The sequence below is a fragment of the Xylanibacillus composti genome (assembly GCF_018403685.1).
Classification (GTDB): Bacteria; Bacillota; Bacilli; order Paenibacillales; family K13; genus Xylanibacillus; species Xylanibacillus composti.
The window spans coordinates 23,936-38,709 of record NZ_BOVK01000002.1; the positions used below are offsets into that span (position 1 = coordinate 23,936).

The window sequence follows — 14,774 nt, forward strand, 5'->3', positions numbered from 1 at the left end:
GAGAAGAGGAGGAAACGCGGTTTGCAACTGGATTCCATTATTCAACGCATGCAAAGCGACGCCGATGTGCAGTCGATCATAGCCGGAATAGCATCAGGCATGAAAGAGCAGATGGCAGCGGGCTTGGCTGGATCGGCCAGACAGGTGTTCCTGGCCGCGTTATACCAGCAGACAGGCCGTCCCCAATTAGTGGTGGCCCATAATATGTTCGCTGCGCAGAAGATTGCAGAAGATTTGCAGGAATGCTTGCCCAAGGACGAGGTTTTGCTGTATCCCGCCAATGAAATCACCATTGCGGAGGCGGCCGTATCCAGCCCGGAGATTCAAGCCAGGCGGATCGAGGTGCTGAGCAGGCTGGCTGAAGGGTTCAGGGGCATTATCGTGACGCCCTTCACCGGAGTGCGCAAGCTCATTCCGAATGTCGATGTTTACGCATCGGCACAGCTGCCGATCCGTGTGGGAGATGAGCTGCCATTAACAGCAGCGGTAGAGCGCTTCGTTCAGCTGGGCTACGAACGAGTGGAGCGGGTGGAAGGCAAAGGGCAAATAAGCGTAAGAGGCGGCATTGTGGATATCCAGCCTCTGCACACGGAGCATGGATATCGTATCGAATGGTTCGATGACGAGATCGATTCGATCCGCCTTTTCGACATTGCAGACCAGCGCTCCACGGAGAAGCTTGACGCATGGACGGTACCGCCGGTCAGAGAGATACTGGCGGATGAGCGAAGATTCAGAAATGCCGCCGACCATGCGAAAAGCTTGCTGGATGCCCAGCTTGCCAAGGTTGCCGACCGCAGTCTGAAAGACAGGCTGGCAGCAGCGATCGGGCAAGATATCGAACGGCTTCGGGAACTTCAATATTTCCCCGAAATCTATAAATATATTTCTCTCTTATATCCGGAAAGACAGACATTGCTAGATTACGTGCAGCCGGATACGATTATCGTGCTGGATGAGGCCATTCGCTTGATGGAGACGTCCAAGCAATTGGAACGCGATGAGTCCGAGTTCATGACCAGCCTGCTGCAGGAGGGCAAGTACCTGCCTTCTTTCGTGCTGGGCAAAAACTACGAGAGCCTGTTCGGCGCAAGCCGCTTTCCACACCTGTACGTATCCTTGTTCCTGCGCCAAATTCCTCATACACAGCCGCAAAACATTGTCAATTTCGTCTGCCGATCCATGCAAAATTTCCATGGACAGATGCATGTTCTGAAGGCGGAGATGGAAAGATGGAAGAAAAGCGGAACGAAGGTCATCCTGCTGGCGGGTGGCAAGGAGCGGGCAGAACGGATGAAGCGGGTGCTCGAGGACTACCACATTCCGCAGCCGGAGATCACCACAGGCAACCTGCAATCCGGCTTTGAATTTCCGCCCGCTAATCTGGCAGTGATCACTGAAGGGGAGATGTTCTCGCAGAAGCAGCGCAAGGTGCGCAAGCCTGATCGGAAAATCGAGAATGCCGAGCGCATCAAGAGCTATCTCGACTTGAAGGTGGGCGACTATGTCGTCCATATCAACCACGGCATCGGGAAGTTCGTAGGGATTGGGACACTCGAAATCAATGGATTGCACAAGGACTATATCCATATCCTATATTCGGGCGGCGACAAGCTGTCCGTGCCCATCGATCAGATCGAATTGATTCAGAAGTATGTTGGAGCAGAAGAGAAGGAGCCGAAGCTGTACAAACTCGGCGGCACCGAATGGACGCGCGTCAAGAACAAGGCGCGTGCTTCGGTCAAGGATATTGCTGAGGATCTGATTAAGCTTTACGCAGAGCGCCAGTCCGTCAAAGGACACGCATTCGCCAAGGATACGCCTTATCAAAAAGATTTCGAAGAGATGTTCCCGTATGATGAAACCCCGGACCAGGCACGAACGATCCAGGAAATCAAAGCGGATATGGAGAAGCCGTATCCGATGGATCGCTTGTTGTGCGGCGATGTCGGCTATGGCAAGACGGAGGTGGCCATTCGCGCAGCTTTCAAGGCGGCGATTGACGGAAAGCAAGTAGCCGTGCTTGTGCCGACGACGATTTTGGCGCAGCAGCATTACGAGACATTCCGTGAGCGCTTTAATGGGTATCCGTTCCGCATTGAGGTGCTGAGCCGGTTCCGCTCGCGCAAGGAACAGAATGAAACGATCAAAGGCGTGAAAGACGGAACGGTGGACATCGTCATTGGCACGCACCGGCTGTTGTCGTCAGACTTGACATTCAAGGACCTGGGTCTGCTTATTGTCGACGAGGAGCAGCGCTTCGGTGTGACACACAAGGAAAAGCTGAAGCGGCTGAAGACGAATGTCGATGTTTTGACCTTGACGGCAACGCCAATTCCGCGGACCTTGCACATGTCCATGCTGGGTGTGCGCGACTTATCCGTCATCGAAACACCGCCGGAGAATCGATTCCCTGTTCAAACCTACGTCGTCGAACACAGTCAGGCGCTGGTCCGCGAGGCGATCGAGCGCGAGCTTGCCCGCAGCGGTCAAGTCTACTATCTGTTCAATCGCGTGCAGGGCATCTACCAGATGGCGGAGCAAATATCCGCGCTCGTTCCGGACGCGCGCGTAGCGGTCAGCCACGGGCAGATGTCCGAGCAAGAGCTGGAGAAGACGATTCTTGATTTTTTGGACGGGGAATACGATGTGCTGGTAAGCACGAGCATAATCGAAACCGGCGTAGATATTCCGAACGTCAACACGCTGATTGTGCACGATGCCGACAAGATGGGGCTGTCCCAGCTTTATCAGCTGCGGGGCAGGGTTGGCCGGTCCAATCGGATTGCATATGCTTACTTCACCTATCAACGGGACAAGGTGCTGAACGAAGTGGCCGAGAAGCGGCTGCAGGCGATCAAGGAATTCACCGAGCTTGGTTCCGGGTTCAAGATTGCAATGCGCGATCTGTCCATTCGCGGAGCGGGCAATTTGCTCGGCGCGGAGCAGCATGGCTTCATTGCCTCGGTTGGCTTTGACATGTACAGCCAAATGTTGGCTGAAGAGGTAGCTAAAGGGAAGGCTGCTTTGGAAGGCAAGCCGGCTGAGCAGAAGGAAGAATTTGTGCCGCTGATCGATTTGAACGTAGATGCTTACCTGCCGCCAGAGTACATTTATGATGATATGCAAAAGATCGAGGTTTACAAGAAGGTGTCCGGTATTCGCACATTGGAGGAGGCCTCGGATCTGATCGACGAATTGATTGATCGCTTCGGCGAACCGCCTCAAGCGGTGCAGAGCTTGATCCAGGTTGCACGGCTTAAGGTGTATGGTATAATGTATGCCATTGAGTCCTTTGTCCAAAAAGGACGAGATGTGACCATCACGGTCCACCCTTCACAAAATGAACGCATTGACGGACAGAAGCTGTTTGCCATCGGCTCCAGATTTGAGGGCCGCATTCAGCTGAAAGCAGGCTCCGCTATTCAAATTGTTGTGAAATGTCAGGACTTGTCCCCTGAGGAAAGCTTGAAATTGTTGAATCAATTTATGGAAGCCTATCAGGAGGTTGTGAAAACGAAGGGAGAATTGCATAATGTGGCAAATTAAGAAAGTCTGCGCCGCACTGGCCATATCTGCCGTAGCGGTCATGGCCGCCGGCTGTGGTAACGCCGAGCCTGGAGACCCGGTTGCTGTCTATCAAGGAGGAGAAGTGACGAATCAAGAATTCGAGCAATTCAAGAGCGTCACGAGACTGCTGAATCCATACTATGACCAGCTGGTTGCCATGATGCCTGATTTCGAGCATCGCCTGCTGGATCAATATGTAGCGGTTGAACTGCTGTCCTCCAGGGCATCGGATGAGACGCTGCGGGAACAGACAACGCTCGCCGAGCAGGATTATGCGGATTTGAAGGAGCAATTTATCGCGCAAATGGGCGAGGAGACATGGAATAGCGAGATGGACAGGCTTAACCTGAACGAGGAAGCCATCACGAATTATTTCGTGCTGTCCAACACCGCTCTCGCTTGGATTCGCACCGAGTTGAAGGAAGAGGATATCCGTGCGCTGTACGAGCAGCAGGCCAGCGAGCATCAATATACGATAGCAACGGTGAGCCATATTCTGATCGGCACGAACGATCCGAACACCGATGAAGAAATTCGGACCATGGAGGAAGCGCTGGAACGGGCGAATGAAGTGAAGGCGAAGCTGGATGCGGGCGAGGATTTCGGCGCGCTCGCCGCGGAGTACTCGGACGACCCGGGCTCCAAGGACAATGGCGGCACGTATGAGGACGCGCCGGTGAACAATTGGACACCGGGCTTCCGCGAGGCGACGATTGACCTTCCGATCAACCAAGTCAGTGATCCGGTCGAAACGGTGTACGGTTACCACATCATCAAAGTGCTGGAGCGTCACCAACAGACCTTTGAGGAAGTGGAGGATCAGGTAGCGTCTGCAGCGGCTAACGAATATTTCAGCAATTTCATGGAAAACGAGCTGCGGGATATGGTTGAGGAGGTCAATCTCCCTGACCCGCCAGCGCCGGCGCAACCGGAGAACACCGAAACGCCAGCAGAAGGTGAAGAAGGCGGACAACCTGCAGAATAACCGATACAGCCTCTCGGGTCTACGGACTCGGGCGGCTGTTTTTTTTTATTAGTGAATCGGCTCTGTCGCTGCTGCATCAGACTTGACCGTGCCGGGCTCCCAGGCGCAGGTTTGAATGGTTCCCAGTTCGGGTAAACTGTAGGTGCACGTGTCGCCTCTTGCTCGGTTGCTCGTGCATAAGCGGTTGGGAAAAGAAGAATACTAAGGGCAGAACAACCCTTCATCACCATAATTGTACGACCGATCCAGTGATCTAAAACTCAGTCGAAAGTGAGGCATCAAGAATCATGAAAGCTACTGGAATTGTTCGAAGAATCGACGATCTGGGAAGAGTGGTGATTCCCAAAGAAATACGCAGAACGCTTCGCATCCGTGAAGGCGATCCTTTGGAAATATTCGTTGACCGCGACGGTGAGGTCATCTTAAAAAAATACTCGCCCATAGGCGAACTGGGTGATTTCGCTAAAGAATATGCCGAGTCTTTATTCGAGAGCACAGGCCATATCACCATGATATCCGACCGGGATACGATGATCGCAGTAGCAGGTGCTTCCAAGAAGGAATACTTGGAGAAGCAGATTGGCACTATCGTGGAGAACTGCATGGACAACCGCAAGACTGTGCTGGAAACCAATACGGGCGAATATGAGATAATCAAAGATATGAGCGAGACGATATCCTCCTTCGTGGTAGCGCCTATCATATCTGGGGGCGACCCAATTGGATCTGTCGTTATGCTGAACAAGGAAGAGAGCGCCAAGATGAGCCAGATGGAAATCAAGATGGCCGAGACGGCTGCAGGTTTTCTGGGCAAGCAGATGGAGCAGTAGGCGTTCCTATACGAACGAACAACGAAAAGCTCCCCACCTTGGGAAGGCGGCCGTGCCCTCGGTCGCCTTCCTCGAGGAGGCGGAAGCTTTTTTTCATAAACGGCATGCGCTATAATGGTCACGAAGTCGAAGGGAGCAACGGGTCATGATCGAGCGTGAGGAACGGACGGGTCCGACAGCCGGCGGCAAGCTGGTGAAAGGCGCCGCGATTCTGGGCTTGGCCGCTGTCCTTTCCAAGCTGATCGGGACGATGCAGAAGATCCCTCTGCAAAATGTGGCCGGCGATGAAACGTTTGGGATATACAGTACAGTTTATCCTTTTTACATTTTTGTTTTGTTCTTGGCCACTGCCGGGTTCCCAATCGCGGTGTCCAAATTTGTCTCGGAGCGAACCGCCCATGGGGATGAACGCGGCATGCGGGAGGTGCTGTTCGTCTCGCTGGTGCTGATGAGCATGACGGGTTTGGCCGGCTTTGCCTGTTTGTATTGGGGAGCAGACCAACTTGCCCGTTGGATTGGCAACGCCCATACGGCGGCTTCGATTCGGAGCGTTTCGTTTGCGATGCTGTTTATTCCGGTTATGGCTGTGCTGCGCGGATTTTTTCAAGGCCAGCAAAACATGGTGCCGACCGCGGTATCGCAAGTGACCGAGCAAACCGTGCGGGTAGCGGCCATGCTGATCTTGCTCTTTATCTTGACCGCGCAAGGCGCGGAGCCGGGCATCGTTGCAGCTGGCGCGACCTTCGGATCAGCGGCCGGTGCTGCAGCCGGACTTGTAACGATGGCTGTATTCTGGTGGAAGTCGGCCGACCGGAACAACCGAACTGCCGCTGGGCCGAAGAGGTTGAGGAGCGAGGAACGAAAGGCCGCTTGGCGCCGTTACGCCGCATGGTCGAAGAAGCTGACCGCCTACGCGCTGCCTGTATGTCTTGGCGCCATCGTCATGCCGGTGCTCGGAATCGTGGATACCTTCACGGTTCCGCGGCTGCTTGAATCGTACGGCTTGGACGAGCGTGCGGCCATGGATCGCATTGGCGTATACAATCGCGGCCAAACGCTGGCCCAGCTCGTGGGCATGCTGTTTTCCTCGGTATCGGTGGCGATCGTTCCGGCTATAGCGGAAGCGAAGTCCCGCGGCCGCCGCGAATGGATCGAGCTGCAGACCGATCGTATTATGCGGGTCAGCTGGCTCATTGGCTGGGCCGCGGCAATTGGGATCGCGGTATGTGCCCAACCGATCAACACGCTGCTGTACACGAATGCGGATGGTTCTGCCGTTATGGCTGTCATTGGCATTAGCGTCATCTTCAGCGTCATGAATATTGTTACGGCCAGCCTGCTGCAAGGGATAGGGTCGCCAGTATGGCCGGCTTTGCATCTGCTCGCGGCTGTCATACTTAAGGTCGGACTTAATATGTGGTGGGTGCCTCAGTACGGCATTATGGGCGCTGCGGCGGCGGCAGTGGCAGCTTTTGCCCTTGCGATGGCGCTCAATCAGTTGGCTGTCAGCCGCTTGATGCATGTGCGGATGCGGCTTGCGTCCTACTGGCTGCGGCCGCTGCTGGCCTGGGCTGGACTGGCCGTCAGTCTGTGGATGCTTCGGGAAGGCCTGTACTGGCTGACCGGACAATTCGCACTTCCGAACCGGCTGGAAGCGGCCCTGCACACGTCGATTCTTGTGCTGGCAGGAATGGGGGTATTTGCGATCCTCGCATTGCGGACAGGATCGATTCAATGGAGCGAGCTGGAGCAAGTGCCCAAGCTTCGGAAGATTGCCGCCAAGGCAAGGCGCTGGCTTAATGTGCAGGAAGGCGGCACGAGAAGCGGGAAAGCTTGACCGGGCAGGACTGTGCAGCGCTTTTTGCATCTGCATGGATCATGGAGGAGAAAAGGAGGGGCAGCATGGATAAGCAGAATAGACGCTCGCTCATAACGGTAGTTGGACTAGGATCGGGGGATGAGCAGCAGCTGAGCTTGGGCGCGCTGAACAAGCTGAAATCGGGCAAGTCCGTATATTTGCGGACAGAACGACACCCTGTCGTCCAATGGCTGCGGCAGCAGGGCGTCAGCTTTCAGGCTTTTGATGCGATCTATGAGAAGCATGATCAGTTTCCAGCGGTCTATGCCGAAATAGTCGAACAGCTTCTGCGGGAGGCGCTTGCCGCGGAAGAAGAAATCATTTACGCAGTACCCGGTCATCCGATGGTGGCCGAAGCCACAGTAAGCAGCCTGCTGCAGCAAGGAGCGGAGCAGCATGTCCGGATCGAGGTGCTCGGAGGCGAGAGCTTCCTGGATACGGCGTTCGCGCGGCTTGGCATTGATCCGGTGCAGGGCTTTCAGCTGCTCGACGCCACGAGCCTTGATCCTGCGCAAGTGCACCCGGGATTGCATACGATCATCACGCAAGTCTATGATACATATACGGCCTCTGATGTGAAGCTGGCGTTGATGGAGCTGTACCCGGACGATTTCCCGGTAATCGCGGCCCATGCGCTTGGTGTAGAGGGGCAAGAGCGAATCGAACGAGTGGAGCTCTATGAGCTGGATCGTCTTGGCAGCTTCGGCAATCAATCCTTGGTATGGATTCCGCCTACGGCGAATGAGCAGGTAACGAACCGCCGGTTTGACCGCTTGCGGGAAATCGTGCGCATCCTTAGAAGTCCCGGAGGGTGTCCATGGGATCGGGAACAGACGCATGCGTCGATTCGCAAGCACTTGATCGAGGAAACATACGAGGTGCTGGAAACGATTGATGACGATGATCCGCACGCGATGTGCGAAGAGCTGGGCGACCTGCTTCTGCAAATTATGCTGCATGCCCAGATCGAAGAAGAGGCGGGCATGTTCGATGTGCTCGATGTCATCGAGGAATTGAATGAGAAGCTGATACGCCGCCATCCCCACGTATTTGGAGACAGGCAGGCGGGCGATGCGGAGGAAGCGCTGGAAAACTGGCAGGATATCAAGGCCGAAGAGAAGCGGAACAGGGGCATTGACGTTGCGGCCATGTCTGTGCTCGACGGCGTGCCGAGAGGGCTCCCTGCCTTCATGAAGGCGCTGGAAATTCAGAAGCGTGCAGCCAAGACAGGCTTCGATTGGGAAGCACTGCCGGATGTGCTGGACAAGGTGCAGGAAGAGCTGGAGGAATTTCGGGAAGCCGCCTTGGCCGCCGAAGCGAGCGACGCGGATGAGCTGCGCGAGCATGCCGTAGAGGAGCTTGGCGATCTGTTGTTCGCAGCCGTGAATGCGGCAAGGTTCCTGAAGGCGGATCCGGAAGCCGCGCTGGCATCGGCCAACCGCAAATTCACTGAACGGTTCCATTACATAGAGGAACGGTTAAGGCAAGCAAATATGCGTTTTTCCGACACTGATTTACAAAAATTGGAGCAATATTGGCAGGAAGCCAAGAAAAATCCGCAAAATCGATAAAATTCTTCGTTTTTTTGTTGAAATAAGAAGGATTTTCCTTGGCGCAGGAAGAATACTATTGGCGAATGAAATCATTAGTCGGGGAAGCTGCCCTGACCAGAACCGATGTAGGAGGAAGAAAACTCATGAACAAAACGGATTTGATCAACAACATTTCCACGAAAAGCGGACTTTCCAAAAAAGATGTTGAAGCCGTACTGAACGGATTTCTTGGCGAGGTTACAGACGCGCTCAAGAGCGGCGACAAGGTTCAACTGATCGGCTTCGGCACATTCGAAACTCGCAAGCGTTCCGAGCGTGAGGCGCGCAACCCGCAAACAGGGGCAACGATCAAAATCCCAGCTTCCACTGTTCCTGCGTTCAAGGCCGGCAACAAGCTTAAAGAAGCTGTGAAGTAATGCGTCTCGACAAATACCTGAAGGTATCGAGAATCATCAAGCGCCGTACGGTTGCGAAGGATGTTTCGGATAACGGCCGTGTATGGATTAACGGCCGTGAGGCGAAACCGAGCAGCACGATAGCGGTGGGGGACGAGCTGAAGATTCAGTTCGGACAGAAGACATTAACCGTGCGGGTGGACGCCGTCAAGGACAATCCTCGCAAGGAGGAAGCCGCACAGCTTTATACCGTAATCAAGGAAGAATTTCATAAATCAGAGGGCGGTTTGTTCGGTTCTGATCGCGATTAGGCGCAGAACCGCACCGCTTGCTGTACGGAGTCCGGCACACTCGCTTCAGAGTGTGCCGGTTTTGCTGTTTCAGGCCAGTCTCACACTGGATTGAAAACTTGTTCTAATTGCAGACAGCCCCTCATACATTGGTGGTAAGAAGGAGGGGTACATGCCATGATGGAACAAGGGAAAGCCAAGCGCCATGAGGTCAAGATGCTGAATCGCAAGCTGCTTGAAATATCCGGCGTTGTGAACTTGGAGAGCTTCGACAGCGAAGAATTCCTGCTGGAAACCGAGTGCGGTTTTTTAACGATTACAGGGCAGAACCTGCACATTAAGAATCTGATTTTGGAGCAGGGGCTGGTCGCCATAGAAGGCATGGTGCATTCGCTCTCTTATTTGGACGGGCATACGCAGGACAAAACCAAGGGATTTTTGGGTAAATTGTTCAAGTGAGTCTCGAAACGCAAGTGATGACCATGCTGGCGATGTTCGTCTGCGGCAGCGCGCTTGGCATCGTCGTGGATGTATACCGGACCACCGCCCGTGAGCTTCACATGCCCCGTTTGTTTACACCGCTGATCGATGCCGTCTTCTGGGTTGCTGCTACTTGGGCTGTCTTCCGCACGCTGCTGGCCAGCAATGAAGGGGAGCTGCGCTTTTATGTCTTTCTTGCGCTTGTCATCGGGCTGTGGTTTTATTTCAAAACGGCGAGTTCCTGGATCCAGTCGCTTGTGGTCAAGGTCATCGATACCGGCAAACGGTTGCTTCGCCTGCTTATTCGACTCTTTCGATTGCTTGTCATTCGCCCTGTAATCGGATTATACCGGTTGTTGATGATTTTTTTGGGTTTTCTTGCAGCGCTCTCTATTTTCTTTTACAAGATTGTGATACAATGTTTACGTCCGGTTGGAAAATTGTTGCTCTGGTTGCTGAAGCCGCTCGTGACTCCAATTGCGAGACATTTCCGCAAACCTGCTGACCGGCAACGCTTCTGGAACGCGTGGATCGCTTGGATCCGTCAGCGCTTCCGCAGGAAATAGGGAGGATCGACACGTATGACGGGAACCCAGACTTCCGCAGACCGCAGCAGTGTTTCGGTCCGTGGAACACGCAGAAGATTACGAATCTGGATGTTGTTTTTGCTCGGTTTCTCGGCTTGGGCAGGATTCACCTTTTATGATCAGGTGCATAAGCTGGATAGCAAGATGGCGAGGATGGAAGAGCTCGAACTCAAGCTGGCTGACACTCGCGCCATCAACGATGCTTATAAGCAGGAGATCGTGCGGTTGAACGACCCTGAATATATTGAACAAATTCTCCGCAAGGATCATCTCATGACCAAAGAGGGAGAAGTGCTTTATATAGAGACCAAATAAGCAATAAACGCAGAACCCTCATATTGACCGAGCTTGATAGTATCGGTTATAATTTGAATTAGTCGGTCTTTTCAACAGGTAGACCTACGTTGTTGAACGGCTCCGAGGAAGCTGATCATGTTAAGGAGGCACTATCGAATTTTATGGCAATTGAAGTGGGCACCAAAGTTGAGGGAAAGGTGACGGGGATTACCAATTTCGGAGCTTTTGTCGAGCTTCCCGGCGGAGTCACCGGCCTGGTTCACATTTCGGAAATCGCGGACAACTACGTCAAGGATGTGAAGGATCACCTGAAGCTGGACGATGTCGTTACAGTGAAAGTGATCAATGTGGACAAAGACGGCAAAATCGGCTTGTCCATCCGCAAGGCTGTAGACCGTCCGGTGGAGCAGCAAGAGAGGCCTAGACCATCCCGTGATTCGAGACCGCCTTTCAAACGCGACGGCGACTTCGGGGATCGCGGACGCGGAGGTTTTCGCGGCCCGAACAAAAATTCGTTTGAAGACAAGGTGTCAAAGTTTTTGAAGGACAGTGAAGAGCGCATGTCTTCGCTGAAGAAAAATACGGAATCCAAGCGCGGCGGACGCGGTGCCAAGCGCTTCTAAGTTGATATACGCCAAGAAGGCTCTTTTCCTTATGGGGAAGGGGTCTTTTTTTTATTTGCCATGAGCCCGGGAACGCATACGTCCGATCCGAAAGCCGTCCAAGGTCGACTTGTCCCGTATAATAGCTGTCCATCCAGAGCTGCCTTGAGTCTAATGGACGATCAATGTGGAAAATAACGGGAAAAGACGTGCTTATTTAGTGATGATCGGAACAGCAGTCGCAAATAGCGGACATGGAGGTTCTTATACCTACTGTCCATCCATAAGAACGAGTCATGTCCCCTTGATAAGACCACGCGTTACCGTTATTGGCTCGTGACAGCGCCATGGAGTGCATATAAGACCGAACTATTCCTTTATTGGCACTAGGGCGGGTAAGCAATAAGGGAGCGGCACCGGCGTCTGGAGTGCATGCCGACAGTGGCTGCCCATCGATGCGAGCAGAATAGACAAAGCATAGACACAACCTGCGGAGCTAGGTTTTTTTTGTCGCATTGTTCGGCGATCCAAGGGGAATCGACATAGAACCCGGCGTTTCTCACGGGCATATCTGACGCACGATGATGCTTTCGGTACGAACAGCCATTCGTTTCCCCTTGCTCAAATGTACGTGGCTTGTACATTCGACGAAAACCAGTGAGAACGGGGGAATCGTTTCTTTTTGTCGGAAATTTCTTTCTCTCAACCACCGCATTGTGACAAACTTTCTGCTAGACTTGCCCCTATAATAAAACCACCAAAAATGCTGATAGGTGGTGTCTGGCAACGATGTTGAAAGGGAAAATGGTTGGAGGATGGAAACCGGAAGTTCGCGCGAATGCGGCACAAGCGGTCGGTTCAGTCCGGAAAGCGCTGCTGCATAACCGGGTTATGCGCATGCTCGCCGCGCGCAAGTGGACGTTGTTGTTGTCGGTGATCGGTATTTTGCTGGGAAGGGCGATGATCCTAGAACAGCTGTCGCCATTTGCGATTGCCTATTTCGCAGTCATAGCTTTTGTGAAGAGAGATGCGCTGCAGGCGGTAGGCATCGCGCTCCTGGCAGGAAGTCTGTTCAGTGCGCATGGCCAAACGGCGGCGATTGCTGCGGGCATGCTGATCTTCTGGCTGATCCATCAGGCGATGGAAAAGACGAATAAGAGCGGCGATATGTCCTATGTGCCCTTGGCGGTTCTTGTATCCTCGCTGCTCGCCCGCGTCTTGATGCTCGTCATGACGAACAGTCTGGGGTGGTTCGAGCTGATGATGGGCGCTGTGGAAGCTTCGCTTTCATTTATCCTGACGATGATTTTCCTTCAGGCGGTGCCGGTGTTTCTTATGAGCCGCAAGCCTACGCAGCTGCGTCATGAAGAGATCATCTGTCTCATGATTATGCTGGCTTCCATGATGACGGGAACGGTCGGTTGGATGCTGCAGGGCATATCGGTGGAACACGTGATGAGCCGCTATCTGATCCTGCTGTTTGCCCTCGTTGGCGGTGCCCCGCTCGGCGCATCGGTCGGCGTGATTACCGGACTCATTCTTAGCTTGGCAAGCATGAGCGCCATCTATCAGATGAGCTTGCTGGCATTTTCCGGTCTATTAGCCGGCCTGCTGCGGGACGGCAAGAAACCGGCGGTGGCAATCGGGATGCTGATCGGTTCCGGTATTCTCTCGATGTATATAGGAGATCAACCGGCCATTCTTGCCTCGATCGGAGAGTCGCTGGTCGCCATCGTCTTGTTCCTGCTCACTCCGCGCAGCCTGTTGCGCGCCATTGCCCGCTATGTGCCGGGTACTGCAGAACATGCCAAGACGCAGCATGATTATGCGAAGCGGGTGCGCGAGGTGACAGCGAATCGGGTCACGCAGTTCTCCGAGGTATTCCGCCAGCTGTCGAGCAGCTTTGCCGCGATGCCGGTCAGCTCGGAGGAGGAGCGCAAGGAAGAGGAGATCGGCCACTTCATGAACGCCGTGGCGGACAAGAGCTGCGCGACTTGCTGGAAGCGGACACAGTGCTGGGATCAGAAGTTTTACCAGACGTATAAATATATGACGGATATGATGACAGAGATTGAAGCCAACCCGCGCATGGGCAAGAAGGACATTCGCGGCGAGTGGGAGCGGGCTTGCGTGAAGACCGAGCAGGTGATGGAAACGATGAAGCAGCAGTACGACTTGTACAAGCATGATCAGCATTGGAAGAAGCAAATCCAGGAGAGCCGCAAGCTCGTGGCTGATCAATTGCATGGCGTATCCCGCGTGATGGAAGACTTGGCGAATGAAATCAAGCGAGAAGGACAGGAGCTGCTGCTGCAGGAGGAACAAATCCGCCAGGCACTGGAGGAGCTCGGCCTTTCGATTATTCATATAGACGTCATCTGTCTTGATGAAGGCAACGTTGAGATCGAGATGGTGCACCGCTACAACAAAGGCTTTGACGAGTGCCGCAAGATCATTGCGCCGCTGCTCTCGGATATTCTGGGCGAGAACATAGCGGTGAAGCAGGAGACGCTTAATCGCCAGGGCGACGGCACGAGTGTGGTCACCTTCGGCTCGGCGAAGGAGTATGAGGTGGAGACAGGAGTAGCCGGTGCAGCCAAGGGCGGCGATCTGCTGTCCGGGGACAGCTTCACGACCGTCGAGCTTGGGAACGGCAAGTTCGCCGTAGCGATAAGCGACGGCATGGGCAACGGAGAGCGGGCGAATGCCGAAAGCCGCACGGCGCTGACGATTCTGCAGCAGCTGCTGCAGTCCGGCATGGATGAGAAGCTGGCCGTCAAGTCGGTCAACTCCGTCCTCCATCTGCGTTCATCCGATGAAATCTTCGCAACCATTGATGTAGCCTTGATCGACCAATATACGGCCCGCACTACATTCCTGAAGATCGGCTCGACCCCTAGCTTCATTAAGCGAGGGCAGGAGGTGATCGTGATTTCAGCGAACAACTTGCCGGCGGGCATCCTGCAGGAGATCGACTTCGACTTGGTCAGCGTACAGCTTCAGCCCGGCGATACGCTGATCATGATGACAGACGGCATCTATGATGCGCCGGGGCCGGCGGCCAATAAAGAGCTTTGGCTGCGCCGAATCATTCAGGAGATCGAGGCCGAGGACCCGCAGGAGGTAGCCGACTGCCTGCTCGAGACAGTTGTTCGCTATCATGAAGGCGACATCTACGACGATATGACGGTGGTCGTCGCCCGAATCGGCAAGTACCAGCCGGAATGGGCCGCCTTCCCTTGGCCGGGCCTGAGCCAGTTCGAGCGCCCGAAGACGGTGAGTTGAGCGGGATACAAACGAATATTGCATGGAATAAGAAAGCGTCAC

The 14,774-nt window shown here is 54.1% G+C and carries 12 protein-coding genes; all 12 read left to right on the top strand.

Annotation, left to right across the window (positions count from 1 at the left end; translation table 11 throughout):
• Nucleotides 1-27 precede the first annotated feature (27 nt).
• Nucleotides 28-3,549 carry a transcription-repair coupling factor gene (gene mfd, locus XYCOK13_RS00530; RefSeq protein WP_213409934.1) on the top strand — a complete coding sequence of 1,174 codons (3,522 nt, stop codon included), beginning with the start codon at nucleotides 28-30 and terminating at the stop codon, nucleotides 3,547-3,549.
• Complete coding sequence (locus tag XYCOK13_RS00535) at nucleotides 3,536-4,555, top strand: peptidylprolyl isomerase (protein WP_213409889.1); 1,020 nt, start codon at nucleotides 3,536-3,538, stop codon at nucleotides 4,553-4,555. The genes mfd and XYCOK13_RS00535 overlap by 14 nt, the downstream gene beginning before the upstream one ends.
• 287 nt (nucleotides 4,556-4,842) lie before the next feature.
• Nucleotides 4,843-5,385 carry a stage V sporulation protein T gene (gene spoVT, locus XYCOK13_RS00540; protein ID WP_213409890.1) on the top strand — a complete coding sequence of 181 codons (543 nt, stop codon included), beginning with the start codon at nucleotides 4,843-4,845 and terminating at the stop codon, nucleotides 5,383-5,385.
• A 145-nt stretch (nucleotides 5,386-5,530) separates the two neighbouring features.
• Nucleotides 5,531-7,222 carry a putative polysaccharide biosynthesis protein gene (locus XYCOK13_RS00545; RefSeq protein ID WP_213409891.1) on the top strand — a complete coding sequence of 564 codons (1,692 nt, stop codon included), beginning with the start codon at nucleotides 5,531-5,533 and terminating at the stop codon, nucleotides 7,220-7,222.
• Between the two features lie 65 nt (nucleotides 7,223-7,287).
• Nucleotides 7,288-8,814: a bifunctional methyltransferase/pyrophosphohydrolase YabN gene (gene yabN, locus XYCOK13_RS00550; protein ID WP_213409892.1), complete on the top strand. Its 1,527-nt coding sequence runs from the start codon at nucleotides 7,288-7,290 to the stop codon at nucleotides 8,812-8,814.
• Between the two features lie 125 nt (nucleotides 8,815-8,939).
• A complete protein-coding gene (locus XYCOK13_RS00555) occupies nucleotides 8,940-9,212 on the top strand; it encodes an HU family DNA-binding protein (RefSeq protein WP_213409893.1) in 273 nt (90 codons plus the stop codon).
• Nucleotides 9,212-9,502 (top strand): RNA-binding S4 domain-containing protein, encoded by a 291-nt coding sequence (locus XYCOK13_RS00560; RefSeq protein ID WP_213409894.1) that lies wholly within the window; start codon nucleotides 9,212-9,214, stop codon nucleotides 9,500-9,502. Before XYCOK13_RS00555 ends, XYCOK13_RS00560 begins: the two co-directional genes overlap by 1 nt.
• 156 nt (nucleotides 9,503-9,658) lie before the next feature.
• Nucleotides 9,659-9,940: a sporulation protein YabP gene (gene yabP / locus XYCOK13_RS00565; protein WP_213409895.1), complete on the top strand. Its 282-nt coding sequence runs from the start codon at nucleotides 9,659-9,661 to the stop codon at nucleotides 9,938-9,940.
• A complete protein-coding gene (yabQ, locus tag XYCOK13_RS00570; protein ID WP_213409896.1) occupies nucleotides 9,937-10,527 on the top strand; it encodes a spore cortex biosynthesis protein YabQ in 591 nt (196 codons plus the stop codon). Before yabP ends, yabQ begins: the two co-directional genes overlap by 4 nt.
• Before the next feature lie 15 nt (nucleotides 10,528-10,542).
• Nucleotides 10,543-10,863: an FtsB family cell division protein gene (locus XYCOK13_RS00575; protein ID WP_213409897.1), complete on the top strand. Its 321-nt coding sequence runs from the start codon at nucleotides 10,543-10,545 to the stop codon at nucleotides 10,861-10,863.
• A 143-nt stretch (nucleotides 10,864-11,006) separates the two neighbouring features.
• Nucleotides 11,007-11,468: a S1 domain-containing RNA-binding protein gene (locus XYCOK13_RS00580; RefSeq protein ID WP_213409898.1), complete on the top strand. Its 462-nt coding sequence runs from the start codon at nucleotides 11,007-11,009 to the stop codon at nucleotides 11,466-11,468.
• A gap of 768 nt (nucleotides 11,469-12,236) precedes the next feature.
• Nucleotides 12,237-14,732 carry a stage II sporulation protein E gene (gene spoIIE / locus XYCOK13_RS00585; protein ID WP_213409899.1) on the top strand — a complete coding sequence of 832 codons (2,496 nt, stop codon included), beginning with the start codon at nucleotides 12,237-12,239 and terminating at the stop codon, nucleotides 14,730-14,732.
• Nucleotides 14,733-14,774: the final 42 nt, after the last annotated feature.

Excerpts from the sequence above, each read along its gene's own strand:
- XYCOK13_RS00535 (WP_213409889.1), top strand. The coding sequence starts at position 3,536 with ATGTGGCAAATTAAGAAAGTCTGCGCCGCACTGGCCATATCTGCCGTA.
- spoVT (WP_213409890.1), top strand. The coding sequence starts at position 4,843 with ATGAAAGCTACTGGAATTGTTCGAAGAATCGACGATCTGGGAAGAGTG.
- XYCOK13_RS00545 (WP_213409891.1), top strand. The coding sequence starts at position 5,531 with ATGATCGAGCGTGAGGAACGGACGGGTCCGACAGCCGGCGGCAAGCTG.
- yabN (WP_213409892.1), top strand. The coding sequence starts at position 7,288 with ATGGATAAGCAGAATAGACGCTCGCTCATAACGGTAGTTGGACTAGGA.
- XYCOK13_RS00555 (WP_213409893.1), top strand. The coding sequence starts at position 8,940 with ATGAACAAAACGGATTTGATCAACAACATTTCCACGAAAAGCGGACTT.
- XYCOK13_RS00560 (WP_213409894.1), top strand. The coding sequence starts at position 9,212 with ATGCGTCTCGACAAATACCTGAAGGTATCGAGAATCATCAAGCGCCGT.
- yabP (WP_213409895.1), top strand. The coding sequence starts at position 9,659 with ATGATGGAACAAGGGAAAGCCAAGCGCCATGAGGTCAAGATGCTGAAT.
- XYCOK13_RS00575 (WP_213409897.1), top strand. The coding sequence starts at position 10,543 with ATGACGGGAACCCAGACTTCCGCAGACCGCAGCAGTGTTTCGGTCCGT.
- XYCOK13_RS00580 (WP_213409898.1), top strand. The coding sequence starts at position 11,007 with ATGGCAATTGAAGTGGGCACCAAAGTTGAGGGAAAGGTGACGGGGATT.
- spoIIE (WP_213409899.1), top strand. The coding sequence starts at position 12,237 with ATGTTGAAAGGGAAAATGGTTGGAGGATGGAAACCGGAAGTTCGCGCG.